22 protein-coding genes and 1 tRNA gene are annotated in these 25,204 nt (G+C 45.3%); 16 read left to right on the forward strand and 7 right to left on the reverse strand.

Going from position 1 to position 25,204, the window contains the following annotated elements; all coding sequences use genetic code 11:
• Window positions 1–913: 913 nt before the first annotated feature.
• Together PV783_RS14135 and PV783_RS14140 are read left to right on the forward strand one after the other, a co-directional pair.
• Window positions 914–1,432 carry a hypothetical protein gene (locus tag PV783_RS14135; RefSeq protein WP_420988470.1) on the forward strand — a complete coding sequence of 173 codons (519 nt, stop codon included), beginning with the start codon at window positions 914–916 and terminating at the stop codon, window positions 1,430–1,432.
• A 300-nt stretch (window positions 1,433–1,732) separates the two neighbouring features.
• The gene (locus tag PV783_RS14140; protein ID WP_420988471.1) at window positions 1,733–2,515 is read left to right on the forward strand and encodes a hypothetical protein; all 783 of its coding nucleotides are present in this window, start codon (window positions 1,733–1,735) and stop codon (window positions 2,513–2,515) included.
• On the opposite strand, the gene PV783_RS14145 is transcribed toward PV783_RS14140, so the two are convergent.
• From PV783_RS14145 to PV783_RS14160, 4 genes are all read right to left on the reverse strand, one after another.
• On the reverse strand, window positions 2,508–2,849 hold the full coding sequence (locus PV783_RS14145) for a helix-turn-helix domain-containing protein (protein ID WP_420988472.1): 342 nt from the start codon (window positions 2,847–2,849) through the stop codon (window positions 2,508–2,510). The genes PV783_RS14140 and PV783_RS14145 overlap by 8 nt on opposite strands.
• Before the next feature lie 223 nt (window positions 2,850–3,072).
• The gene (locus tag PV783_RS14150) at window positions 3,073–4,494 is read right to left on the reverse strand and encodes a site-specific integrase (RefSeq protein ID WP_420988473.1); all 1,422 of its coding nucleotides are present in this window, start codon (window positions 4,492–4,494) and stop codon (window positions 3,073–3,075) included.
• A 299-nt stretch (window positions 4,495–4,793) separates the two neighbouring features.
• Window positions 4,794–4,867, reverse strand: a tRNA-Pro gene (locus PV783_RS14155).
• A gap of 77 nt (window positions 4,868–4,944) precedes the next feature.
• Window positions 4,945–5,484, reverse strand: coding sequence for a sigma-70 family RNA polymerase sigma factor (locus PV783_RS14160; protein ID WP_168771415.1), 540 nt, complete (start codon window positions 5,482–5,484; stop codon window positions 4,945–4,947).
• A gap of 198 nt (window positions 5,485–5,682) precedes the next feature.
• On the opposite strand from PV783_RS14160, the gene PV783_RS14165 reads away from it, so the two are divergent.
• The 3 genes from PV783_RS14165 to PV783_RS14175 all read left to right on the forward strand — a co-directional run bounded on the left by PV783_RS14165 (window position 5,683) and on the right by PV783_RS14175 (window position 10,159).
• Window positions 5,683–6,375: a hypothetical protein gene (locus PV783_RS14165; RefSeq protein ID WP_420988474.1), complete on the forward strand. Its 693-nt coding sequence runs from the start codon at window positions 5,683–5,685 to the stop codon at window positions 6,373–6,375.
• A 104-nt stretch (window positions 6,376–6,479) separates the two neighbouring features.
• Window positions 6,480–8,882, forward strand: coding sequence for a TonB-dependent receptor (locus tag PV783_RS14170; protein ID WP_420988475.1), 2,403 nt, complete (start codon window positions 6,480–6,482; stop codon window positions 8,880–8,882).
• A gap of 26 nt (window positions 8,883–8,908) precedes the next feature.
• Entirely contained in the window at window positions 8,909–10,159 is a 1,251-nt protein-coding gene (locus tag PV783_RS14175; RefSeq protein WP_420988476.1) for a hypothetical protein, read from the forward strand.
• Window positions 10,160–10,221: 62 nt separating this feature from the next.
• Here the strand turns inward: PV783_RS14175 and PV783_RS14180 are convergent, their stop codons facing one another.
• Window positions 10,222–10,758 (reverse strand): class I SAM-dependent methyltransferase, encoded by a 537-nt coding sequence (locus PV783_RS14180; RefSeq protein ID WP_420988477.1) that lies wholly within the window; start codon window positions 10,756–10,758, stop codon window positions 10,222–10,224.
• A 703-nt stretch (window positions 10,759–11,461) separates the two neighbouring features.
• Between PV783_RS14180 and PV783_RS14185 the strand changes: the two genes are divergently transcribed.
• From PV783_RS14185 to PV783_RS14205, 5 genes are all read left to right on the forward strand, one after another.
• Window positions 11,462–11,968, forward strand: coding sequence for a zeta toxin family protein (locus PV783_RS14185; RefSeq protein WP_420988478.1), 507 nt, complete (start codon window positions 11,462–11,464; stop codon window positions 11,966–11,968).
• 131 nt (window positions 11,969–12,099) lie between these two features.
• Entirely contained in the window at window positions 12,100–12,381 is a 282-nt protein-coding gene (locus PV783_RS14190) for a YHS domain-containing protein (protein WP_420988479.1), read from the forward strand.
• On the forward strand, window positions 12,381–13,004 hold the full coding sequence (locus tag PV783_RS14195) for an SCO family protein (protein WP_420988480.1): 624 nt from the start codon (window positions 12,381–12,383) through the stop codon (window positions 13,002–13,004). Before PV783_RS14190 ends, PV783_RS14195 begins: the two co-directional genes overlap by 1 nt.
• A 32-nt stretch (window positions 13,005–13,036) precedes the next feature.
• Window positions 13,037–13,372 (forward strand): hypothetical protein, encoded by a 336-nt coding sequence (locus PV783_RS14200; protein WP_420988481.1) that lies wholly within the window; start codon window positions 13,037–13,039, stop codon window positions 13,370–13,372.
• 36 nt (window positions 13,373–13,408) lie between these two features.
• The gene (locus tag PV783_RS14205; protein WP_420988482.1) at window positions 13,409–14,278 is read left to right on the forward strand and encodes an AraC family transcriptional regulator; all 870 of its coding nucleotides are present in this window, start codon (window positions 13,409–13,411) and stop codon (window positions 14,276–14,278) included.
• Window positions 14,279–14,284: 6 nt separating this feature from the next.
• On the opposite strand, the gene PV783_RS14210 is transcribed toward PV783_RS14205, so the two are convergent.
• Complete coding sequence (locus PV783_RS14210) at window positions 14,285–16,543, reverse strand: M60 family metallopeptidase (protein WP_420988483.1); 2,259 nt, start codon at window positions 16,541–16,543, stop codon at window positions 14,285–14,287.
• 172 nt (window positions 16,544–16,715) lie between these two features.
• On the opposite strand from PV783_RS14210, the gene PV783_RS14215 reads away from it, so the two are divergent.
• Window positions 16,716–17,276, forward strand: a complete 561-nt coding sequence (locus tag PV783_RS14215) for a flavin reductase family protein (protein WP_420988484.1) — start codon at window positions 16,716–16,718, stop codon at window positions 17,274–17,276.
• 1 nt (window position 17,277) lies between these two features.
• On the forward strand, window positions 17,278–18,873 hold the full coding sequence (locus PV783_RS14220) for a Na+/H+ antiporter (RefSeq protein WP_420988485.1): 1,596 nt from the start codon (window positions 17,278–17,280) through the stop codon (window positions 18,871–18,873).
• 90 nt (window positions 18,874–18,963) lie between these two features.
• On the opposite strand, the gene PV783_RS14225 is transcribed toward PV783_RS14220, so the two are convergent.
• Window positions 18,964–19,389, reverse strand: a complete 426-nt coding sequence (locus PV783_RS14225; protein ID WP_336386195.1) for an SWIB/MDM2 domain-containing protein — start codon at window positions 19,387–19,389, stop codon at window positions 18,964–18,966.
• A gap of 174 nt (window positions 19,390–19,563) precedes the next feature.
• Between PV783_RS14225 and PV783_RS14230 the strand changes: the two genes are divergently transcribed.
• The 4 genes from PV783_RS14230 to PV783_RS14245 all read left to right on the forward strand — a co-directional run bounded on the left by PV783_RS14230 (window position 19,564) and on the right by PV783_RS14245 (window position 25,204).
• A complete protein-coding gene (locus tag PV783_RS14230; protein ID WP_420988486.1) occupies window positions 19,564–20,079 on the forward strand; it encodes a hypothetical protein in 516 nt (171 codons plus the stop codon).
• A gap of 62 nt (window positions 20,080–20,141) precedes the next feature.
• Window positions 20,142–21,020 (forward strand): LytTR family DNA-binding domain-containing protein, encoded by an 879-nt coding sequence (locus PV783_RS14235; protein ID WP_420988487.1) that lies wholly within the window; start codon window positions 20,142–20,144, stop codon window positions 21,018–21,020.
• A gap of 137 nt (window positions 21,021–21,157) precedes the next feature.
• Window positions 21,158–23,908: a TonB-dependent receptor gene (locus PV783_RS14240; protein ID WP_079468229.1), complete on the forward strand. Its 2,751-nt coding sequence runs from the start codon at window positions 21,158–21,160 to the stop codon at window positions 23,906–23,908.
• Window positions 23,909–23,932: 24 nt separating this feature from the next.
• Complete coding sequence (locus PV783_RS14245) at window positions 23,933–25,204, forward strand: parallel beta-helix domain-containing protein (protein WP_420988488.1); 1,272 nt, start codon at window positions 23,933–23,935, stop codon at window positions 25,202–25,204.

Genomic DNA, 25,204 nt, shown 5'->3' on the forward strand with positions numbered 1-25,204 from the left:
GTATAAGTCTAAGTTAGAAAAGTGCCAGATCAAATACTAACTATTACATATTATTTTTCATTGGAAATGTTTAAATGCGAGGCTTTTTAATTGAATTTTTAAGCAAACCAGGCATTTGTAAGGTGTTCCTTTGTAAAAAGCCATCGGAGAATGGGACTACTGTCAGCAGCCGCCATCTGTTTGAGGTAGCTTTCCTCCCCTCTGGTATTTGCTATCCGGCTAGGATGGCGAGAAATATCAAAAAAGATGAATATTTCCTTTTGTTAAAATCGTAATTTCTACGTATTGAGAATTGTTAAAAATGCAAGAAAATCTGGAACTATGGATTGCCATTTTCTCCATCGGTTTTCTTACAATCGTGCCAGATCATGTCTATGATCTGGCTTTTTAATTAATCATTAGTGATAGGTTCATATGGTTAGTTAGGTTTATCTACCTACTTGATTGATAGATAAGAGACTGGCTCTGAAGCAACGACGGTGTTTTTGCACAGTGTACGGCATATCCTAATATTCCAACTGCAGGCCCCACGAGATATTTCATGTTATTGTTTTTTTACTGATGTTAAAGAAGACCATCTACCGGTACTCTGCTAATTTAACTTGTTGATGCTTTTAGGATATTCACACCGGCCGATAGTTTTTTAGTCTCCCGATAACTTACTATGCTCCGACCTATCTCCTGGAAATCGGGATATCTAATTATTAAAACCCTTTGGACAGAATTTTAGAGGGGGTATCGGGTATTTTATTTGTCTTTTGTGAGTCATCGTAGTTTAAGTTCCGCTTTTGTCCTGCAGAAAGGTCGTTTTATCATTTACCGGCGCCCCTTGGTTAAAATATTGGTGGGGGATTAAAAAGAATTTTAATCTTGCAGACATAATTTTTTCACCTTGAAGTTTATACATTACCAGGTGGGAGCACCTATTCCAAGGGACAAATACGCCGGACAAACCGGGGGCTTCATCGATGTCTCTGAGATAGGTGGTATTGAAGTTATTGTGATTTTTGACAACGTGAACGAGGCTGAAATCACCTTTTGGCAAAACATGGAGATAGAATATGGACTATTTGTAGAGGATGGAATACCCTTTTTTGTTGGATTATTTGCAGGTAGTATATACCTGGAAAGCCCTTTTAATATCAGAGGAGTCAGTTCGGTGTCAACTGAGGAGTGGATATCAAACTTAAATGAACAGGGGACCGTCTTTTTGGTGGATAATGAGTTGTTTGAGCTTAAAATGATACGCATGTTCAAAATAGAAGCAAATTTTATATCCAGGCTCAAAGATGCGTTAAGTAAGCAAATGGACTTGTACCTAACGGCTCGGGAAATTAAAAATAAAATAGACCTAATACAAGCCAAATACCCTACGTCAAAGACCATTTTTGAACTGCTGTCAAAGAAGTATTCTTGCCTAAAGCTAATTTAAAAAAAAACATTAAATCTGCGGCGACAGCAGATAAGAACTGTGAAGATATTTTTTGCCTGCATCGTTACCAGTAAGCAGCAAAGTTTTTAACCCAGATGGCTGTGTAGCTGTTTGTAAGATAACGGACTTGATTTAAGGGAGAATTTTAAATAAAATGCTGCTGGATTTCGTTTTTTTCGTAGTTGTTGCTTCTGGATTGTTTAAGGCGCAAATGACGCTGTAGATTTTTATTGAGGTTATTACCTCTTTATTATTTTTGATTGTAAAAGTTTAAAAGCGCTGCTTATTAAAAAAAATATTATGCAAACCAGGCATTTACTAGGTGTTCACTTTGTAAAGAATGTAGACAAGTTTGGCTCACTGGTATTAAAGCAATATAGTGAACTGAAGAAACGTGAAGTACCTGAGCTCATCCCTATGCTTGCTGAGAAACGTTGCCAACATTTTTATATCACACAAACAGTTTTGAACGACTGTGAAAAAATTAGATTAAGATCCTCTTTTGATCTCAATTGGCTAACAGAAAAGTTAGACGAAAATGTTAAGCAGTATAGCTTTGGCGGGGAGTTCATAAGGTATGTAAGAAAGGCTGATAAGCTAATGGCTTTGTATTGTAAATCTGTTGCTATGCCCAAAGATCAACTAAGGTTGCCAAATGAAGTAGGAATTAACTATGCTATCTATGATTTTAACCTTGCAATAAATGTGGTTGAAAGTACGGAAGGGAATTACAAATTACCAATTGCGCAACAGGGACTTACTTTATTTTATCAGCTACTCACTTTTATACTATTAGCGCCGGTTGAAACCTATATCGTACCCCCAGGTCGCAAGCATGGGACCCGGAATAGTTCTGACAGACTATTAAATGAGGAGTCTTTCCCATTTACTATTGTAAATAGCAATTGGAATAAGATATGCATCAATATGGAAGGGTTTCCTGTTTCTGGGGAGAATGGAAAAGGGTTTGCTCGCTCTCAGGCCTGCGGTCCTGGGTGGAAAGATCGCAAGTTAATCTGGGTATTACCTTTTCGGAAGGAAGGGTATGTATTAGGCGCTAAAAGAGAGAAGATATCTAGTTAGTGAATTTCCATTTTAATTTTGATTTGTCAACCTTTGCTTTATCAAGAATATTTTGGATGTCCTTGTATTCATAATATAGCGCTCCCCCAATTTTGGTAAAAGGTAAAGTGCCATTGGATCGAAGTGTCTGAAGGGTACCGGCAGAAATATTGAGCATTTGTCTAACCTGAAATGATTTAAGCCATTTCCGATTTTCGTCTATTTTGCCTTCCGAAAGAATGCTTTTTATCTCATTGATTAAATCAGCCTTGAATCTGGCAAGATCTGCAAGGGTAATCCAGGGGTCCAGCAGCGACGGTTTGTCGGTACGAGTGTCTTTGTTATTATTTTTCAAAGTGGTCCGTTTTGACCCAATATGTCATGTTTTGAAAGGAATAATTCCCAGCTTTTCCCTAGTACCGTCAAATTAAATAGAATTGAAGGAGCGGTTTAATTTGGGAAGGATATTGGTCGCTGACAACTGCCCGGAAGGGCTTCGGTATAACGCAACGAAGGCCAGCTTTATTTGCCGGCCTTCGTTGCGTTAACGTCCTAAGATAAAAGAGCTGAGTATACGCCTACGTTAGTAAATTAGCTGCTTTTTTTTCCCTTTTCGGCGCAATGTTTTTAGATTCTTTATTGATTGCTGCGCCTTCCAATTCGATTTTATCTGCCAAATTGGGTACAGGTACCAAAGGATGCAACTGCATGCCGGTTGGTAAATTCTGGTAGGTTGCAATTTTCTCCATAGGTGGAAGAAGCTTTTTACGGCTGTTCAACTTTTCATCGGCTTTATCCAGCTCTTTTTCCATAAGTTCCTCGTCAACCTCTCCATACACAAGCATGGTGTCAAGCTTTTTTATACCCATCATTTTGGCAGCAACAACTAAGGGGATGCCATTCTGTAATGCAATGACAGTTGCAAAGGTGTGCCGTGCCAGATGAAATGTAAATTTGATGGTGATCCCGAGAATTTCCTGGATAACTTTTAATAACCGGTTTATATGCTGGTTGCTGATGGGTGGGAAGATCCGGCCGGCAGCAATTGCTTTGGGGGTGTTCATATATTTTTGAATCAAAAATGCTGCAATTGGATGGATTGGGACTGCGGCTAATTCCTGAGATTTTTCGCGGTATTTTGTACACCAGATTCTATCTTTTGAGCTGATGGAGAAGTAATAGGTTGTCAGGGCCATCACATCGGCAAAAGCAAAACCGGTATAACAACTAAATACGAACAAATCCCTTGCATAACGCAGGTCGTTGTTAGCAAACAGGTATTTCTCAAGGGCTACTAATTGGTGAAGTTTTAATTTGGCCCGTTTCTTTTTCCTTGTTGTGGCTGTAAATCCCTTAAAGGGCTCCGATTTTAACCAACCCAGGTCCTTTCCCCATTTTACGATCTTTTTAAACCTTTCTATGTGTTTGGCCGTTCCATTTTCCGTGCAGGGATCATGGGCTTTTATGGGGTGTGAGGGAATATAATTTTCAAACTCTGTAATGAAAACAAAGTCCAGATAATGGACAAGGATATCTTCCTTTTTATACTTATGAAAAATGAAATTTTTTACATAGGTCTCGGTAGCTACATAATTCTTAGTAGTTCCCTTTTCCAGGTGCGGCAAACATTCTGTTTCGTGTTTCTTAATCAGTTTTAAAACAGTGTGATCTTTATTGATCTGGGAAAAATGTTTCCCCAGGAAGAATTCCTTTACTTCTTCTGCGGTAAAGGGTATCATCGTTTCTTCTAAAGCGCGGTAAGCTGCTTTAATCCTTGCCCGTGAATTATTAATGAAGTCATTGGTGAGCGCTACTTCATTAGGTTTGCCTTCTAAGAATTTGCCTTTATTGTTCCACTTTGAATGGATAACCTTTTCTTTAAGGGAAATTTCCGTTTCCTCACCATTAACGGTAACTCTGGCAAAAAGGCATGCCAGGCGTTTGTCGGATTTAAGTTTACGCACGACAAAGTCGATACCTAGAGAATTTTGATCTGACATAAGAGCATTTTTTAAAGGTTTTTGATACTATTTGTTCCTTCTTCACATTTCTGTTCCGATTACTCACCGGAATTCCGCAGCTAAACAGTACCAAAAGGCTTCAAAAAAAATGATCTACCATTTTGGTATTCAATTGCTTACGTGGTGTTTCGTGAGTCAAATTTAGGGTTAAAAAAGACTCACGGAATTACTCACGAAAAACTTGATATAAATTGATATAAATTGATATGGTGAAAATGTAAAAAGCCCGCAAATACTAGTATTTGCGGGCTTTTTAATTCGAAGGCAATGTCAAAAAATCGGGATGACTGGATTCGAACCAGCGGCCTCTTCGTCCCGAACGAAGCGCGCTACCGGGCTGCGCTACATCCCGAAGGAGGCCCTAAATTAAAAATATTTCTTTATCCGGCAAATTTTCACCCACAAATTTTCATCGCACCACAAACAACGTTAATACCCTTCTTTTATAAGATAAGCCCGTATACGCCTAAGTGCAAGCGAAAGCTGGTTGCGGACCGTTTTTTCAGAGATGCCCAGTAAACTGGCTATTTGTGGATTGTTCAACGCATGGTTGAAACGCATATGGTATACTTTCTGGTTTTGGTCGGGTAGTTGTTCAATAAAGCCAGTCAGTTTGCTCAGCAGTTCCCTGTGAAGCAGCGGAGCGTCGGTGGTGGTGTGAACAACATCCGGCAATGATGCCAGGGGAATGGTTTCTTTCTTCGACCGGTCCCGGATATAGGCAGCCACCGCAAATTTTACAGAACGTTTTATATAGTGTCCAACAGGTTGATCAATCCGCAGGGAGTCTTTTCTTTTCCACAGTGAAATGAAAATGTTCTGTACAATATCTTCAGCAACAAAGTCATCTTGTATCAGTTGCCGCGCTAATGATAATGCGTCATACCAGTAACGATTATATAGCGCAACAAAGGATGCTTCATCAATAATGAAGGTAGATCTTTTAGATACAGGATCATTGTTAACCACAAAGCATGATTGAAATATTTTTGATAAAAAATGCTGCCGGGCATAAAAGTAAACGCATTGTACATACGGCGTTTTACAATTCGGGAAAAAGACTTTCGCATTCGGGAAAATTAAACAGGGAAAGCCATTAAAGTGTCATAAGCAGAATAAAAAGAAAATGCACCGGGACATCGTGCGGGTATTCGATACTATGTTATTATGAACGTAAACAAATCCTTGCTTTACAGGTACTATCATGAACATTGCAATGAGGAGGAAAAACAAGCCGTGGAAGAATGGTTGTTGAAACCGGGCGCTTTTAGTGGCAACCGGTCAGCAGGCGATAATGAGGATGCGAAACATCGTATGTGGAAGCAGATTCATAGGCATACCATAGGCGGGGAACGGAGAAGAAGGTATGTGGAGATGGTTGCCTGTTTGCTCCTGCTTTTCAGTGCAGGTATCATTTCGTGGAATAGATTTAACAGGCTGCCTCCCGAAAGCGCTTACGTAGTGATTGATAACACACGGAACAACTTGCTGGCGCAGCAACATATCGGGAATCTTTTATTGTCCGAATCGGCAAACAGTGGATTAAGGTATGTGGACAATAAGAACTGCCTGCTGTATACAAATTCTCTGATCATTAATAACCAGAAAGGGGAGGATATATGGGTGTATTTAAAAACAAGTAGTGAGAAAGGGAGTGGTATGATCAGATTTCTGTGCAGAAGAAAAAGAACTTATGTAGCAGGATTTATCACGGAACACCGGGAAAGCGGTAACCGTAAATATCTCTATTCCCAACAATCTGCGCCGGTTCCGGAAGCCATTGCAGCGGGTATAAACAGCCAGCTGGATGCGGCGAAGATCAATGCTAAATATAGTGGCTATACCACCATCATTATCTGAATATAGTATCTGCCGATTTTTTTAAATTTTAAGTGTAAAAGAAGGTGAAACATATTTCTACATTGATATTATCAGGACTTTTGCTCCTGGTAACCGGACTTGCTATGGGCCAACAACAAGCAACCAAAACAGATAGTCATATTTACGGCGAGGTAAAAAGCAAACTGGGAGAACCGCTGATCGGCGCATCTATTAAAATAAACAACGAACAATATGCGGGCGCAATTGCAGATTCCGTTGGTAATTATGATATCAGTACCAGCCGGTCGGGTAAGGTGACGGTATATGTATCATCCATCGGATACCGTCCGCAAACAAGGGATGTTTATCTGAAAGCAGGGCAATCCACCCATATTGATTTTACATTAACGGAAGATAATCGCCAGCTGAATGAGGTCATCGTTGCAGGAACAGGTAATAATCAGTATAAAGTAAAACAGCTGAAAGAATCGGGGTTTAATGTAAATGTGATAGACGTCAACGAATATGGTAACATATCAACAGATATTAACCAGGTGTTAAAACGTACTACAGGCGTATTGGTAAGGGAGTCGGGAGGTGTTGGGTCTGATTTTACTTTCCAGGTAAATGGACTGGCTGCCAAAATTTATATTGATGATATCCCTATGGATCAATACGGCAGCTCAATGACGTTGAACAATATACCCGTAAACCTGATAGACCGGATCGAAGTATATAAAGGTGTTGTGCCGGCTCACCTGGGATCAGATGCGATGGGAGGCGCCGTTAATATTATTACCAAACAAAAGAACCGTAAGTTTTTAGACGCCAGTTATAGCTATGGCTCTTTCAATACCCACCAGGTAGCGCTTACAGGCGGGATCAGGGATAGTAAAACCGGCCTGAAACTACGAGCCAGCACCTATTACAACTACTCCGATAATAATTATATGATGTACAGCGACTCCGTATACAACGTGGATTTGCGCATTGTAAAGCGCGATGAGGCAACCGGCACGTACAGACAGGTAAGCATCGATAAAGCCAGGCGTTTTTACGATACCTACCGTTCCGCCATGGGAGAAGTGGAAGTAGGCTATGAAAAAGTAAAGTGGGCGGATTGGTTCACCATCGGCCTTACCTATGGAGAAAATAAGAAGCAGCATCAGTTGGGATCTACCGTTAATTCGGTAATGGGAGGCTTCTGGACGGAAAACAAATATCTCATGCCAACCATCAAATACCGGAAAGATAATTTTATCGTTCCCGGGTTATTTGCCAATCTCTATGCAAACTATGCCAGCAATAAAGATGTGAACAGGGATACAGCCCTGTATCGCTACGACTGGACCGGTCACTGGGTCGCCAACGCCGGAGGAGAGAGGATTCCCGAAGTATTTACAAAGTATTTTGATAATAGCTATACGGCAAGGGCCAACTTTAATTATAATCTTGATAAAGAAAATAATCACAGTCTTAACCTGAACTATACATTTAATACTACCCGGCGGAAGATATATGACGAAGCGGAAACCAATCCCAATAAAAAAGATCTTTCGGGCTTACCCAGTAAACAGGGCAAACATATATTAGGACTGGCCTGGCAGGGACAGTGGCTGAAGAAGAAGTTGATCAGTGTGGCTTCTTTTAAATATTACGGTATGACCACCAAAGCAACCTTAGACGGAAGAGTGTTTGACGATGCCGGGAAGCCTGTTGGCGGTGAAATTTATACCCGTAAAGATTTCTTCGGGTTCCCCAGCGGATCACTGGCGCTTCGTTACCGCATTACGCCGGATTGGGGAATAAAAGGTTCCGTGGAAAGAGGATATAATTTACCGGAGATGACCGCCCTGTTTGGTAATGGACAGTTTGTAGTATCCAATCCCGATCTGAAACCGGAGCGTAGCGACAACTTCAATCTCGGCGCCTATTATAATCATTTTATAGGAGAGCATTTTATCAACCTGGATGCATCGGCGTTTTATAGGAATTCTAAAGATTACATCGCATCGCAGGTATTATCGGATAATATTCACACCCAAAGCCGCAATTTCCCCGGCGTAACACTCTATGGCTTTGAGGCGGAGGCCAGGTACGGTTATAAGGATATGGTAAGCCTCTCTGCTAACATCAGCTATGATAAAGCAGTGGATAACTGGAAGTATACCGATTCTACCAATTCACAGATCAGTCTTACCTATAAGGAACAGTTGCCCAACCGCCCATGGATGTATGGCAACGCCAGTTTAATGCTCGGCAAACGCGACCTGGTTGGAAAAGGAACAAGGGTACAGCTAAATTATATGTATCAGTACATGCATTGGTTTTACCTCACCTGGGCAAAATTAGGCAGTCCTGGCAGTAAAAACTTTGTTCCGGGGCAAACTGTACACAGCCTCATTTTGGCTTACAGCTGGAAACAGGATGTATACAACATTTCTATGGAGGCGAGAAACTTTACAGATGAAAGGGTATACGACAATTTCAGGTTGCAGAAACCCGGACGTGCTTTTTATGTAAAGCTGAGAGTATCATTAATGTAGTTCAATATTTAATATAAAATAACAAAATGAAAAAGTTAAATGTAGCAGGTATGTTACTGGCAACTGCATTCGCTATGCCATTCATACAATCATGCAGTAAAACGCCCGATACCGGCAATAAACCGGATGATACGAAACAAACAAAGGAGTACGCTATTTTCGTGACGGTAGGCAATTCATCCAGCAGTGAGAACTATTATACATTAACCACCGCCGATCTCATGAAAGATACCCTGCTTAGCCCGGTGAACTCCGGTATTGAGCCGGATAATATTACTTCCTGGGCAGATATCTACAGCGTTTTTTACCAGGGCAGTTTTTATTATACGCAGGATGGTAACATTATCAGTAAACAACGGATCATCAACGGTAAATATAAAGAGCTGGGTAATATAGTGGCCAGTGCAGGATCCTGGCAGCTAGGGATGATGAAAACCTTTTTCAATAACAGTGGTTTAAACTTTCTCAGCTGGGAAGTAAAATACAACCAGGCGGAAGATGTCATTGAAAAGAACCTGTATATTATTGATACCGCAGCCATGACCATTAAATCGAATAACCCGGTAAAGTTCCCGGTACCCGCCTTTACCATTTATGATAATAACGGAAACCCAATGGCAAAAAAAGATATTCCGCTTACGCCATCCAGTTTTTCTATCAGGGATAATAAGGTATTTATTGGTTTCTATTACGACTGGATTACCAAACTGGATACCGCCTATATGCTGGTTTGCGATTACCCGGCCTTAACCAATGTGAAACTGTTAAAGGACAACCGGTTGGGCCACGTATCCGGCGCCTGGTATGCCAGCTCCTCCAGCTTTACAGATGAAAACGGTGATTACTATTTTTCTACCATCAGCAAAAATAAAACATATGGCCTGCTGCGCATAAAAAGCGGCACTACCGTAATAGATCCTGATTACGCATATGATCTGAAAGAAGTGGGCAATATAAGTGGTGCCGTTAGCTGGGGCGACTACGCCGGCTCGGATCACCATGTGTATATTAAAAACGGTTTGGCCCTTATGGGTTCTTACATCATTGATGTGCGCAATAAAAAAGTAATCAAGGACCTGAACAGTTTTGGATTAGGTAAAGTACAAATTACAATGGACACTTATACCGAGAACGGCAACGAAGTATATGTAGTGCTGAAAACCGACGACGCCCGTTGGTTCGTGGCTAAGTATGATGTGGCTGCCAATACCCTCAAAAGAGGAGTGGAAATACACAGTGGTATTAAAGGTATCAGCAGGATAGGCCGGTTGAAATAGTACGGACACGCTGGTTATCCCGGTAAAAACAGCAAGGTGGTACCATCCGCCTTGCTGTTTTTTTATCCGGGCATCCTGCGGCTGAACATCGCTGCATACATGTGCCCGGACCCATAGAGGGAAGGTCTTTCGTTCAGCTTCACAGCAGATGTAAATCCTGCCTGATGAAACAATGCTTTCAAAGCATGGAACGGCACAGGGTAGGGTACCCAGGGATTGGCTTTTGTAGTTTCATACTCCACTATCAGAAAAGCACCGTTTTCCTGCAGGTGCGCACTTATTTTATCAATAAAGGCCGGCTTCCCGGATACATAGTGCAGGGAGTTGGCCATCAGGATACCGTTTAGCCCTGATACGGGTATATCATCTTTCAGAAAATCCAGTTGCCCCGGTCGAATAGTAATATGATGCGGATTGGGCAGGCTGGATAATGCAGGGCGTGCTTTGTCCCACGCATAAATAGTGCTGCCTGTTGCCAGCAGGTTGGCTAAGGCATAGGTAAACAAACCTGACCCGCATCCAAGATCCGCCCAAACGGTTTGGGCTCCGTCAGTAACCGGTGTATGATTTATCAGCGCAATGGCATCTCTTATATCCATAGCCAATAAAGGTACAAAGAAGGGGGCACCCTGATGCCAGGTTGGTAAATTCCGTATTAAAGCATTAGGTAAAAAACTGATAAGTTATAGATAAGCCGTATCCTTATAGGTACGGCTTATCTACGGCTTACATACGGCTTATATACGGGTTATCTACGGCTTATCCTATAATGGCGTATGCCTGGGCCTGGTATAGGAATAATATCTTATTGCCCTTGAAACAAGGTTGGATAACAGTGACGGACGCAATAAAAAGTGTCCAGGGCGAGGCGCCGCCGGCATTCCGGGAATAAAGGGAAGGGGAGTGGATTTAGGGAATAATTGTTATTTTTGTAGTCGTTTAAAGGTATCAGTTATGGCCAGGAAAGCAATTCATACGGTCGCAGACCCCACTTCTCCTCTTGAAGCACGACTCAGGTTAGTGTTGAAAAGGGCGCTGAGAAGCCATGCCCGTAAGGATATTCCACTTGTATACAAAGACCCTAGCTGTAAACGGCCTAACGAGTTTATCCACGAGTACCCCGACGGCAGAAAATTTCTCATTCGTCAAAGTCTTCGCAGCTCCAGGGAAATAGTAGTACGCCAATTAAAATAGTGCCATGCCCAAGTTGTTTATTGTCGCTGGCCCTAACGGAGCAGGGAAAAGTCTTTTTTCCGCAGAATTGACGGCTACTGATTTTGAGGTATTTGAGGAGACAAGCACATGACCAGGCTTAAGGCGAAATATCCTGAAACAGGCAGCGATGCGCTGGAAAACTTTGTCAATGAAGAGATCTTTAAAACGGCAAAGCAGAAGGCTATTACCGCCCGCGGAAATTTTGCTTTTGAAACCAACTTTAGTGCTGAAGATCCCCTCTATTCCATGAGAGCATTTAAGGCTGCCGGATACCAGGTACATCAGGTACATCTTGTATTTATGGGGATGAACACGGTCGAAGAATGTATCCAGCGCGTGTCAATAAGAGTAAAGGCAGGTGGTCATAAAGTACCTGAAGATGCCATTATTCATAATTTTAAGACCGGATATGCAAACCTCTACGCCTTTTTTAAGGAGTTCGACTCCGTAACCTTATATGATAACAGTATTCCCTGGAATAATGAGGGGCGTATTCCTGAAAAGGTACTTTATTGGGAAAATGGAAAGATCCTGTTTGTTGCAGAGCGCATTCCTGTCTGGGCACAGCAGGTTATCAATTTTGTAAATTCATAAAAGGCGCTGTTATTAATATCGCATTTTACTCCCTCCCCAGTAACCTTTTTCTAAACTATTGTCCCGTTCATTTTTCCCCTCCCTTCATTTTAATCCCTATTTTTGCGGCTGGTAATGAAAAATAAACAGGCATGAAGGCTTATATAGGATTATTTTTAATAACTGCACTGGCAGCCTGCGGCGGCAACACCAGCCACGAAACGAGGGATTCCTCAATGGCGGCAACCCCGGAGGAAGTTCAGTACGATACCTCGCTCGTGGCCAACCGGAGAGATCCCGTATGCAGGATGCCCATCAAGGCAGGGATTTATGATACTGCACATTATCAGGGCGCCGTTCTCGGATTTTGCTCCTCCGCCTGCAAGGATAGCTTTTTATTAAAGCCGGCGGCTTACACAATTGTCATGAAATAATGAAGAAGATGCTCCTGCTTGCTTTACTGGTATCCGGATGTGCATCGTCGGCGAAAAAGCTGCCTATACTGGGTGAGCCCGCGGTAACAGCGCGCCAGGATAACGGGAAAACGGTGTATGACACCATTTACCCGGTCGTCCCGCCGTTTTCGTTTACTGACCAGGATAGTCTGGCCATAAATGAACAGTCCTTTGCCGGGAAGATCTACGTGGCGGATTTTATCTTTTTGTCGTGCCCCAATATATGCCCGAAGATGACTGTGGAGATGAAGAAAGTGTACAACACCTTTAAAGCAAACGATGGCATTCGCTTCCTGTCGCACACCATTGATCCGGAAGACGACTCCATCCCGCGGCTGAAGGCATATGCAGCCAGCCTGGAGGTGACAGGTCCCAAATGGCGCTTTGTTACCGGTAACCAGGATACCATTTACCGCCTGGCAGAAAAGGGATATTTTTCCACGGCGTATAAAGACAGCACCGCTCCCGGGGGCTTTGTACACAGCGGCGGACTCCTGCTGGTGGATAAAGCCCGGCACATACGCGGGGTATATAACGGCACAGACCCGCAGGAAACAACCCGGCTGATAAACGATATTAACATCTTACTAAAAGAAAATTGAAAAGAATACTATCCATATGGCTTTTGTGTATCATGCTTTTACAAAGCACCGGTAACTGCTGGATAGTAGCCGCATTTTATCTTAACAGGAACTATATCGCCTCCGAACTTTGTATCAACCGGTTCGACCTCATCCCGGTTTGTAAAGGCTCCTGCTTCCTGGAAAAGAAAATAAAAGAAAACGATAAACCCGAAAACACCACAGGCCTCCGGCTCAAAGAAATCACCCTCTTCTGCCAGCAATACGATCTTGCCCCGGTAAAACCCATATCGACTGAAAGCTTCGTCACCTTCTGCGATTACCAGTCGCCCTGCTTTCCCCAACTGCTTATCAGGCAGGTATTCCGGCCTCCCGCTACTATGGCGTAATTCCTCCTCTTACGTTCAACATCATTAAGCTACTACATGAGTATGAAATCCAGCGAAATAGCTGTGTTATCTGCTGACATGTTTGACACCGGTAATGATTTTTTCTGGATAGGCAGCCTCGGATGTATACCTGAAAAGTACCCGCTGCTGGAACAGCCCCACAGGCAAATGTTCTACATGCTGCTGTGCATCGAAAGCGCACACGGCACCGCGGTAATTGACGGCACTGTTATCCGGCTGGATCATCCGAAAATCATTTGTGTGAAACCCGGCAGCATATGCAGCATACATATTAACAACACCGCCCGCGGTAACGTGATCTGCTTTACAGAAAGTTTTTTCTCCCTGAGATATAACAATAATGTACTGCTCAACTTTTCTTTCCTGAACAAAGAAAGCATACACGAAGTATGCCTGGAAGAAAACAAAGCAACAGAATGGAACCAGATCACCCGGTTTATGCATCAGGAATTTTATGGCCGGGATAAAGGCGCCGGTAACGTGCTGCGGTCGTACCTGAATATCCTGCTTTGTAACCTCGACAGGCATTTCAACCCTTCCACCGGAATTGAGCGGAAGAGTAATAAAGAAGAAAAACTGCGGCAGTTCAAATTATTGCTGGAAGAGCATTTCATACAGCATAAAACCCCTTCTTTTTACGCGGGGCAATTAAATATCACCACTAACTACCTGAATAAACTGTGCAGGGAATACAACGGGCTGTCCAGCGGAGAGCTGATCCGCAAAAGGATCACGCTGGAAGCACAGCGCCTGCTGCATTACACCGGGTTGTCGGTGGCGGAAGTAGCCAAAGAACTGGAGTTTGAAAGCGCTTCGTATTTCGTCACCTTCTTTGGTAAAAATGCCGGCATGACACCCGAAAGTTTCCGGAGAAATCAACAGTAAAAATATTTACCTGAGTTCTTCCGGTAACCACGGGGGATAACTACTTACTGCTTTCTTCGCATTTTCAGTAACAGGTACCTGCCACTTTTCAAAGAAGAGGGAAAGATCTTTTTGCGTGGCGGCGCTGATGCACGTAAACCAGTAATCCCTTTTGTCTGCCTCTGATACAGGGTATTGTGAGGCGGGTAGTGACCGGTACTTTTTGAAGACTTCGGCAATCGGCTGCCACCCGAATTGTTCAATTATTTCGATGTACATTTTTAAGGCGAGAAACGGGTCTTCGCAAAATTTGTCGAAGCCGGGCTGGCCTTTCATGTAGTGCTTCACTTCATCAATAACGGCCTGCCTGCTGCTGATATTTTCATGATTATAAAGTCCTTTATGCAGTACCTGGTCGTATACGTACATGGTGTAGAGGTTTACCGTTACTTCTCCGAGCCCGCTGAAATCAATGCCCCAGAACTGGTGGCGGTGGCCCAGTTCATGAAAATGTCCCCAGGAGCCTTTGCTGCGGAGCTGCGCCTCATCCAGCATCAGGGTGCAGCTTTCATCGTCGGGCGCCACAATTTTATACGGCGCCGTGTACATATAACCGAATGCCACCTGTTGATCAATAATAATCCTTTCCGGATGAACCCTGTCGGGAGCAATATCCGCGAGCCTGGCATCAGCGTCCATAACTTCATCCCAGAACTTCATGAGTTTTTCAGGGTCGTCCAGTTGACGGATACGATAGGAAGGCACTGTGAGAATAATTTTATCGGTGGCCAGTTCAGCCCACGGCCCGGGGTAGTTGCGGATGGTGTTTTTCCAGTCGGCCATGCTGGTAACGCCCGATTTGAAGTAAGGACTTTTAACCGCTCCGTTTACCTGAACGTTAATTGTTGTCAGCGAACTGGTGTCGGGCACTTTAATCATGAGCAGTCCTCCAAACGGGGAAAAAATAGCAGTAGTGGGTTGGTCCAGTTCAAAAGTTTTCGTCAGATTATCGTAATGGCGCACATAATAATCCATATGATTTAGATTGTCTTCATGTACGCCTATCTGCGCTTTCAGCTGTTGCGGAATACAGCCGGGGGAAATGGTAATAGTTACGGTGCCGCCGGCAGCCACATATAAGCCGGTGCTGTGCCACCGGTAAAAAACGCCGTCCGGTTCCAGTAAACCCTGTGTGCCTTTTTTTATAGGGATCACTACCTGCTCGTTCACTCTTTGGGCGGTTTTACTCACTTCTCCGGGAAATATTTTGCTGGCAGGATGGATATACCCGGTGTCGGTATGTCCTTGCTGGCGTTGCATTTCCAGGTAGTTTTGCACGTGGTAGGTGAGCCGTTTTTTTACATCCTCTTTCCAGAGAGGATGTGCGGGAGATGGAATGACAGGCTCCTGCCGGTTCCCAAACATTGCCCTGATTTCATTTGATATAGCAGTGGTATCGGGGTTATTAAACAAATAGTTGGCGATGGTACTGCTGTAGCTGTCTGCCTCCGCAGCTGCGGGTATAAATCCGGGTGTTCTAAATGCGGCCAGTAAGGAAGAAATATTAACGTAAGCAGGAATGGAACTGGTCGTCAGCGTTCCTTTTTTATCTTCCGGTTTCAGCGTCGAGGTAACATGAAACATACCTGCTTTAATAAAAAGCTGGTTTAAGCCCATGTCAAAATAATTGATTTTCTGCTGGTTTAAAATGCTGTTAACAGGAGAACCAAATATTAAGGCGCCTCCTTTTCTTACAAATGCTTCCAGGTTATTTCTTTTAACGGTATCGGTAATTTCCTGCGTCAGGATAATAATGCCGGTTGACGGGTTGATACTAACGGTATCGGCTATATTTTTATATCCTTTCAGGAGATGTAAAAATGATGGAAGATCGCTGTTGCTGCCCCATACCTGGATGGTTTTGCTGTTGCTATTGGCAGCCCATGCAATTGAATTCCGCAGCAACTGCTGTATGTGCTTATCCTTTAACAGGGGCTTTTTAAAATATTGATCAGACCCTATAATCAGTATCCGGCCTTTATCCAGCCGGGAGCTGATGATAACAGGGAAGTGCTGCTTTGTTTCTTTTTCGGGCGCCGTGGCAATAACGGTTGGTTTTTCATTTAAAGGGATGGTGAAACCCGCACCATCCGGAGCCGCCGGCAGCATTACCAGGGGAACATTATTCAGGAGGCGCCTTGCATCGGTTTGCTGCGCCGGTAATGAATGATGGATGAAAAGAAGAAAGCCGGTGAAAATGACGGATATAAATGTCTTTGATGTCATGGGTTTATTAATAACAGGCGGATGCGCCTGTCTTCTAATTTAATAAGAATAAACGCAGCGGCGAAGATCTTCCTTTGCTTGATAGGATTAACGATCTTCCACTGCAGGTCAACAATGTGTGGCGGCCATTGTTGTGTATGATTATTGCAGCCCTGCATCCAAACAGCCTGTTATGAGAAGAGCTTACAAAAAGGCAGATTTGCCGGTAGCGGAGATCCGCAGATTCCTGGAACCCGGTCCCATTGTGCTGGTCAGTTCCCGCTGGAAAAACCACACCAACATCATGACGATGGGGTGGCATACCGTGATGGAGTTTTCCCCTTCGCTGATAGGATGTATGATCACTGCCGCCAATCACAGTTATGAGATGATCCGGAAAAGCGGCGAGTGTGTGATCAATATTCCTACTGTTCACCTGGTAGAAGAGATCGTAGGTATCGGCAACACCACCGGCGCTCATTTGGATAAGTTCCGGAAATTCGGTCTTACGGAAGAGGAAGGAAACATGGTGAAAGCGCCGTTGATAAAGGAGTGCTATGCGAACTATGAATGCAGGGTGGCCGATACGCAACTCCTGAAAGGATACAATTTCTTTATCCTGGAAGTGGTGAGCGCCCGCGCGGCTGTTTATCCGAAGTACCCGAAAACGGTGCATTACAGGGGAGAAGACATCTTTATGGTATCGGGAAAACATATTAACTTGAGAAAGAAATTTAAGAACCAGAATCTTTAGTATGCTCACTACCGTTATCCAACACATTTTACTGATCTTTTTTATTTTGGTCCTGGTGATGATTGCGCAGAAGCTGAAAATCGCTTATCCGATCATTCTCGTGCTCGGCGGACTGGGCCTCAGCATGCTGAGGCTTTTTCCTTCCATTGAAATCAACCCCGAACTGATCCTGCTGATTTTCCTGCCGCCATTATTATATGAAGCGGCGTGGTATACGTCGTGGAAAGAACTTTGGCGATGGCGGCGGGTGATCTCCATTTTTGCTTTTTTAATCGTGATTGTTACCTCCGGCGTAGTAGCGGTGGTATCGCATGCGCTGATCCCGGGATTTTCGCTGGCGTTGGGCTTTGTGCTGGGCGGTATTGTATCGCCGCCGGATGCGGTATCTGCCACTACCATCCTGAAATACGTGAAAGTACCGAAAAGGATTTCCGCCATCCTGGAAGGGGAAAGCCTGATGAACGACGCTTCCAGTTTGATTGTGTTCACCTTTGCCAGAACGGCTGTAACCACCGGTGTATTTGTATTGCATGAAGCGGCAACGGGCTTTGTGGTGGCCATTGTGATGGGTATTGCCGTTGGTTTGCTGGTGGCGTTGTTATATTATGCCGTTCACCGCTGGCTGCCTACAGGTACGGAGATGGATGTGATCCTGACTCTTACAGCGCCTTACGTAATGTATATTACGGCCGAATATTTTCATGGTTCCGGTGTACTGGCCGTTGTAAGCGGCGGATTGTTCCTCTCTTCCCGGAGCCAGCATATCCTGAGTTACCGGAGCCGGCTGCAGGGCGCCAATGTATGGGCCACGCTGGGATTTATGCTGAACGGACTGGTGTTTATGCTCATCGGGCTGGAACTGCCTGTGATCATCAAAGAACTGGGTACTGTGAGTCTTTCGGAAGCTATTAAATACGGTGTTATAATCACCGTGGTGCTGATTGTAACCCGCCTGCTTTGTACGCTGTCGGCCTCCGCATTCACCGTTTTTATCAGCAGGTATATCACTACCGCCGATAGCCGGCCGGGCTGGAAAGGCCCTGTTATCATAGGCTGGGCGGGCATGAGGGGAGTAGTGTCGCTGGCGGCGGCGCTATCCATCCCGGTATACATGGATAACGGCGCGCTTTTCCCGCAACGCAATCTGATCCTGTTCATCACCTTTACGGTGATCCTGCTTACGCTGGTGGCACAGGGGCTTTCGTTGCCGTTCGTGATCAAATGGGTGAACATGGAAGACCCGGACAAACAGCTCCCCGTGGAAGAACAGGAGCGGATTATCCGCGACCGGTTACTGGAAGGAAGCATCCGTTTCCTGGATAATCATTATCCTGAAGAGGTAAAGGCAAATCCCGCGCTGAAACAGCTGCGGGAAGACCTGGAGCATCGTAAAACCGTGTCCATGCACAATAAGATAGAAGGGGTGGACCATCTTTTATATAAGAAAGTATACCTGAAGATGCTGAATCACCAGCGCAGCGTATTGCACGAGCTAAACAAGGATCCTGCTACGGCGCATGAGCTGATCCGGAAGTATCATGAGCTGGTGGATATTGAGGAAGAGATCCTGAGAATGAAATATGAACCTGCTTCCTGAGCGGGGAGGGCATAAAATAACAACAGGGTGCTTCCGGTATTTAGCCGGAGGCGCCCTCTTATTGCCGGTTAACCTTATTTTGCCCGGTATTTATTTTACATGAACGCTGATCACTTTGGCCAGGTCAAACATCGAGATCTGCTTTTTTCCGCCAAATAATTTATTCAGCTTATCATCTGCATTGATCATGCGTTTGTTGGCAGTATCCTGCAGATTGTGCTTCTTAATGTAATCCCATACTTTTTTTACGATCTCGGTTCTTGGCAATGCCGTGGTACCTATAACAGCGGCCAGTTCTGCAGAGGGTGTGAGTGGTTTTTTAAGACCGGAACCGGCAGAGGCGCCTGCTGCTTTTTTAGCGGCAGCTGGTTTTGTGGCGGCTGCTTTGGCTGGTGCTGCCTTCTTAGCGGGCGCTTTAGCTGCAGGTGCTTTGGCTGCAGGAGCCTTTGCAGCTGCTTTCTTTGCCGGTGCTTTTGCAGCAGCCGCTTTCTTGCCGGTAGTACTTTTGTTTGCCATTTTTCTTGTTTTAAGATGATATGATGCAGTTCCTTGAATGATTCCATCAGTTTTTCAGGCGGAACCGTTGGGGATATACGCCCCGTAACATCAACACATATGCCAGATTATTGAAAAGACCGCATTATTCACTGGTGGGCCTGCTTTTATATCACTTAATTGTATCTTTCCGGCATGAAAAGGAGTGATTACCTGCGGCAGGGAAAGTCTGAGAATTACCAGGATGCCGAAGCAAAGGGTTTATTGAAAGCCGGTGAAGTAGCAATATTGCTGTCGAAGCAATTCAACACTAAAATATCGGCAAAGGAACTGAGCGTATTTTCCACAGAATGGCACCACGCCGGTGTTTTCAAGGGCGCAAAGAATGGCAGGTTGATCGGGCGCAAAGTTTATTTCTTTTCGGCAGCCGCTGTCAGTCACATCTCCCTGGATGCTATACTCGCCAACAGGAATAAGGCGACGGAAAAACCGCTGCCGGACAATAGCCCCGTTCAGGGCTGGTATCCGCAGTTTTTTCGTATGACCGACCCCGTTACCCGCAGAACCTTCCCGAAGCCTTTCATCGGCATTTACAAAGGACCTGCGGCCAAAGCGCCCAAGGGTTTCAAGGCATTGCCGGACGACGCTTTTGCTGCAGCCGAAAAGCTGCGGGGAAAAGAACTGAAGCCAGGAGAGGAGCCCCGTTTTTAACCTTCACTGCATCCGGATTCCGGCTTTTTTACTTAACTTAATTAAAGTAAATCATCCACTACATGAAAAGCTTGCCTACTTTGCCACTCATTTCCCGGTATACTGCAGAGCAACCCCGCTTTACGTTACTGGATTCCGTAGCCAACAGGATTTCCCTGATCGCATTCTGCAGCGTTTTCAGCTTCCTGTTCATGTATATCTTCCTGCCCTTTAATATTAATATGTGGTATGAAGGACAACAGTTATCCCTGATGGCATTGTTCCTCATATTTACCTTATGCGGGGTGGTAGTGCTTACCATCTCACAGTTTGGGCTGGCCCGGTTAAAATGGCGCCGCAAGCTCACCAACGCCACTTACCTCTGCTGGTTCCTGGGTGAAATTGTAGGCGTGGCCGTTATGGTTACCATTGTGGATGTAACCCTCACAGATACTTTTTTCCTCACCTGGTCGGAGTTTATCACCACCCTTCGTTATATCGCCCTTATTTTACCGCTGCCTTACTGCATCTCCCTCCTGTGGTTTTTTACCAGGGAGAAGATGGCCCAGCTCAAAAGCCTGGAAAAAGAACAGGTGACCAAAACCGGTGATCCCTGTATCCTGATCCGTGACGAACATGATAAACCCGTACTCACCCTGCACCCTGGGAAGTTACTGCTCATGAAAGCAGAAGATAACTATGTGCAGGTTTTTTATATCTCCGGAAATACGATCAGCAAAGAACTCATCAGAACGTCCCTGAAGAAACTGGAATCGTACCTGTCGCCCGATAATTTTGTGCGCGCACATCGGTCTTACCTGGTAAACATTTCCAAAGTGGTTCTTTTTAAGAAAAATACAAAAGGACATTACCTGGAATTGGAAGGTCTTAATGACATCAGTGTGCCGGTATCGGCTACCTGTTTAACCGCCTTCCAGGAAAGATTCGCCCCCACGTCCTGATTTTTACCCCCAATAGCCCCGGTTTCGCCCCAAAGTCAATGGTACCAATACTTTCCGTCCCGGTATTTTGGTAATATCGCTATGCCCATAAGGCGATAAAATGATACACAACCAAGCCATCTAAATCCCACCTGCCGATGTTAAGATCCATAATTATAAGTATGGTTTGCCTGTTTGGGGTATGCCTTACGGTTAATGCACAGATTGTGATTTCGGGCAACGTTCGTAACAGCGTTACCCAGGAAGTAGTGCCCGTTGTTTCCGTTACCATGAAGGAAGCACAGAACGGCGACTATACCAACGACCAGGGAAACTTCAAATTCTCCACCCGGAAAAATTATCCTGTTACCCTTATACTGTCATCGGTAGGCTTTGAAACAAAAGAAATCATCATTTCCGGTCCCGGCTTCCAGCGCATTGAGCTGTCGCCCGCATCGGTACTGGGAAAAGAAGTGGTGGTTTCTGCCAGCCGGTTTGTACAAAAGAAAATAGAATCCCCGGTTACCATTGAAAGGATCAGCAGCAAAGACATCATCAACTCCCCGCAGCCCAGCTACTATAATATGCTGCAGGGCCTCAAAGGCGTGGATGTTACCACCTCCAGCCTCCTGTTCACCACCATTACCACCCGCGGTTTCAATACCAGCGGTAACACCAACTTCACCCAGATTGTGGATGGAATGGACAACCAGGCGCCCGGTCTCAACTTCCCCATCGGCGCTATTATTGGCCTCACGGAACTGGATGTGGACAACCTCGAAGTGTTGTCCGGCGCCTCGTCCGCCTTATACGGCTCCCGCGGCCTCAATGGCACAATGGTGATGACCGGCAAGGACCCTTTCAAATACCAGGGCCTCAGCGCGCAGATCACGCAAGGGGTGAATCACGTTAAAAAAGGGAAGGCCAACGATCCGCTGGGCCCATCGCCTTACTACGACTGGACCGTGCGCTGGGGCAAAAAGGTAAACGACAAGTTCGCCTTTAAAATAAATGTGCAATACACCCAGGCGAAAGACTGGATGGCGAACGATACCACCAACACCAATGGTCCCGGTGGCCCCAGGCAGGACCCTAACTATAACGGTGTAAATATTTACGGCAGCAAAACATCTGTAGACATCAACCCTTTCCTGGAAGGGGCCCTGGCGCAGGTGCCGGAACTGGAACCTATCATTTCGCCCATGCTCGCGGAAGGCAGGCATATGGTAGCCCGCACCGGCTACCCCGAATACGGCTACCTGAGCAGCGATGCCAAAATGTTCAAAGCCAATGTGGAACTGCGTTATAAGATTAAACCGAAGCTGGAAGCTATCGTGTCCGGTACCTACGGGCAAGGCAACGCGGTATACAGCAATGATACCCGCTATGCACTCAAAGACTTCCACCTGGGACAATACCGCGCTGAATTAAAAGCAGAGCATTGGTTTGTACGGGCCTATACTTCCCGCGAAAATTCGGGTCGTACCATTATTGCCATGCCCACGGCGCAGCTGATCAACGAAGCCTGGAAGCCCAGCTACGACGGCAACACCGGCGATGGCTGGTACCCGCAGTATACCAGCGCTTTGCTCGAAGCCATGTCGCAGGGCCAAAGCTATATCGATGCCAGCAACCTGGCCAGGACATTCGCTGATCAGGGACGTCCCGACGCCGGCAGCGCGCAGTTCCTGCATCTGAAAGACAGTATCTCCAACATCCCCACCTCAAAAGGAGGTACCCTGTTCACCGATAAAAGCCGCCTGTTTAATGCAGAAACCCAGTATAATTTTACGCACCTGGTAAAATTTGCAGAGTTGATTGCAGGACTGAACTACCGTCTTTACCGGCTGGATTCCAAAGGCACCCTGTTCCCGGATAACGACAGCCCCATTGATGTGGCGGAGTACAGCGCATACGCCCATCTCACCAAAAAAGTAATCCGCGAGAAACTGAGCCTGGCGGCCGCCTTCCGGTACGATAAAAATACCTTGTTCGCCAAACCGCGTATCACTACCCGGGTATCTGCCGTGCTGGAAGTAAACAAGGAAAGCTTTATCCGCTTCTCGTACCAGAATGCGTATAGCTTTCCGTCTAATATCCAGTCGCTCCAAAGCACCCCGGTGGATTACAACAGCTTCGCTTCCGGCGGCTCCGACAGGCTGCTCAACGGCGTATACCAGTTTAATAAATACCCGGCCTATACGCTGGAAAGCGTGGATTCCTTCCAGCGCACAAAGAACCCCGCCGACCTGAAACAGTTTGCTTTGAATGACATTAAACCGCAGTCCGTAGATGCGTTCGAGTTAGGTTACTCGTCCCTCATCGCCGGCCGGGTGCTGATAGACGTGCTGGGTTATTATTCTACCTGGAAAAATTTCATCGGCTATGTAAATGTGGCCAACACCCCCGGTACGGCAGATCCCAACGCCTTCCTGGATCATGGCACCTATATCCAGTATAATATTGCGTACAATGGCGCGGAAAAAGTGAATACCTATGGCTATGCCGCCAGTGTGAGCGTGGATTTGTCGCACCACTTCCTCGCAAAGGTGAACTTCTCTTCCGATTTCCTGAAAAACAGGAATAACAGCCAGGTGAATAATTTCAATACGCCCAACTATAAATTCAACGTGGATTTTGGAAATACCGGCTTTGGTAAGAAGGAAAGATTCTCATTTAATACTACCTTTCGTTACAGACCGGCCTATTTCTACCAGATTGGTTTTGGCAGCGGTACGGTACCCGCCTCGGCAGTCATTGATGCACAGGTGAGCTACCGGCTCCTGCAGGCGCATTCCACGATTAAACTGGGTGGGGTAAATCTCACCAATACTTACTACAGAAATGGCTTTGGCAGCCCGGCCATCGGAGGTATGTACTACGTCACCTTCGCTTACAATGTTTTCTGATTTATCTAAATAAATATTTCAAATATGAAACGATATCCTATCTGTTTGTTATTGATTGCCCTGCTGGCAGCCTGCCAGGGTCCGGATGTACAGGAGAAAAGCGGGTATAAAACCCGGCTTCAGTTTGGTCCCGGCGAGGAAACAAAAATTGCGGAAGCCTTTCTGTCGCTAAAAGACAGCAGCAGTATCACCCTAAAAGAAGGGACATATAAATTTGATAACCTCAGCATTGCGCAGGTAAATCATATCCTGATCCAGGGCGCCGGTCCGGATAAAACCATCTTCGACTTTTCGGCCCAGAGCCAGGGTGGGGAAGGTATCCGGGTAACGGATGTAAAAGGCTTTACTATCGATGGCCTTACCCTGCGCGACTCCAAAGGGGATCTGATCAAGATTAATAAAAGCGAAAGGGTAGTGGTGACCAATGTACATGCCATCTGGTCCGTGTCCGATTCCACCAGCGGCGGATACGCCATTTATCCCGTGATGTGTAAAGACGTGCTGGTAGAAAACTGCTATGCCCAGGGCGCTTCTGACGCCGGCATCTACGTAGGACAAACCGACAGCGCCATCGTGCGTAAATGCAAGGCATTTAAAAACGTGGCCGGCTGCGAAATAGAAAATACTTCGCATGCGCAGGTATACGATAATGAGTTTTGGGGCAATACCGCCGGCTTCCTCATTTTTGATTTGCCCGACCTGTCGAAACGCGGCGGTTTTGTAAAGGCATACAACAACTATATGCACGACAACAACGAAAAGAACTTTGCCAAATCCGGCAGCTTCGGTTCTACCTGGGGTGTGGGCAACGCCGCTCCCGGCAGTGGTGTGGTGATCCTCGCAGCGTCTGATATAGAGCTGTACAACAACCGCATCATCAATAATAACTCCAGCGCTATTTCTGTGGTATCCGGTTTTTTTATAGATGAAAAAGCAGGCGACAAAATCAATGATCACTATTTCCCGATTCCCCGCAATGTGCATATACATGACAACATCATGGAAGTGGGCGCCGCTTTCCCGCCGGCCGTATATGAGCATCATACCGGGAAGATCCTGGTGGGCATAGAACAGAAATTAAATGCAGATGATCCCGCGCGTAAAAATGCCCGCCTGCCTTTCATTACCTATGATGGTATTACCACCAACATTCTTACAAAAGGTACGGCTGTGAATCCTGATTCGCTCTGCATCCGGCAAACGGGGCCTAATTTATTTGTAAATGTGGATGCCATGAACATGACATCGAAAAACTGGAAGCCCAGTACCGATGTTACGCCTTATGTATGTAAATAG

It is taken from the genome of Chitinophaga sp. CC14 (genome assembly GCF_048957795.1).
GTDB classification, from domain to species: domain Bacteria; phylum Bacteroidota; class Bacteroidia; order Chitinophagales; family Chitinophagaceae; genus Chitinophaga; species Chitinophaga ginsengisegetis.

Bases quoted from the DNA above. Each gene is read 5' to 3' on its own strand.
- PV783_RS14140 (WP_420988471.1), top strand. From the start codon at position 1,733: ATGCAAACCAGGCATTTACTAGGTGTTCACTTTGTAAAGAATGTAGAC.
- PV783_RS14150 (WP_420988473.1), bottom strand. From the start codon at position 4,494: ATGTCAGATCAAAATTCTCTAGGTATCGACTTTGTCGTGCGTAAACTT.
- PV783_RS14165 (WP_420988474.1), top strand. From the start codon at position 5,683: ATGAACGTAAACAAATCCTTGCTTTACAGGTACTATCATGAACATTGC.
- PV783_RS14170 (WP_420988475.1), top strand. From the start codon at position 6,480: ATGGGCCAACAACAAGCAACCAAAACAGATAGTCATATTTACGGCGAG.
- PV783_RS14175 (WP_420988476.1), top strand. From the start codon at position 8,909: ATGAAAAAGTTAAATGTAGCAGGTATGTTACTGGCAACTGCATTCGCT.
- PV783_RS14180 (WP_420988477.1), bottom strand. From the start codon at position 10,758: ATGGATATAAGAGATGCCATTGCGCTGATAAATCATACACCGGTTACT.
- PV783_RS14185 (WP_420988478.1), top strand. From the start codon at position 11,462: ATGACCAGGCTTAAGGCGAAATATCCTGAAACAGGCAGCGATGCGCTG.
- PV783_RS14190 (WP_420988479.1), top strand. From the start codon at position 12,100: ATGAAGGCTTATATAGGATTATTTTTAATAACTGCACTGGCAGCCTGC.
- PV783_RS14195 (WP_420988480.1), top strand. From the start codon at position 12,381: ATGAAGAAGATGCTCCTGCTTGCTTTACTGGTATCCGGATGTGCATCG.
- PV783_RS14200 (WP_420988481.1), top strand. From the start codon at position 13,037: ATGCTTTTACAAAGCACCGGTAACTGCTGGATAGTAGCCGCATTTTAT.
- PV783_RS14205 (WP_420988482.1), top strand. From the start codon at position 13,409: ATGAGTATGAAATCCAGCGAAATAGCTGTGTTATCTGCTGACATGTTT.
- PV783_RS14210 (WP_420988483.1), bottom strand. From the start codon at position 16,543: ATGACATCAAAGACATTTATATCCGTCATTTTCACCGGCTTTCTTCTT.
- PV783_RS14215 (WP_420988484.1), top strand. From the start codon at position 16,716: ATGAGAAGAGCTTACAAAAAGGCAGATTTGCCGGTAGCGGAGATCCGC.
- PV783_RS14220 (WP_420988485.1), top strand. From the start codon at position 17,278: ATGCTCACTACCGTTATCCAACACATTTTACTGATCTTTTTTATTTTG.
- PV783_RS14225 (WP_336386195.1), bottom strand. From the start codon at position 19,389: ATGGCAAACAAAAGTACTACCGGCAAGAAAGCGGCTGCTGCAAAAGCA.
- PV783_RS14230 (WP_420988486.1), top strand. From the start codon at position 19,564: ATGAAAAGGAGTGATTACCTGCGGCAGGGAAAGTCTGAGAATTACCAG.
- PV783_RS14235 (WP_420988487.1), top strand. From the start codon at position 20,142: ATGAAAAGCTTGCCTACTTTGCCACTCATTTCCCGGTATACTGCAGAG.
- PV783_RS14240 (WP_079468229.1), top strand. From the start codon at position 21,158: ATGTTAAGATCCATAATTATAAGTATGGTTTGCCTGTTTGGGGTATGC.
- PV783_RS14245 (WP_420988488.1), top strand. From the start codon at position 23,933: ATGAAACGATATCCTATCTGTTTGTTATTGATTGCCCTGCTGGCAGCC.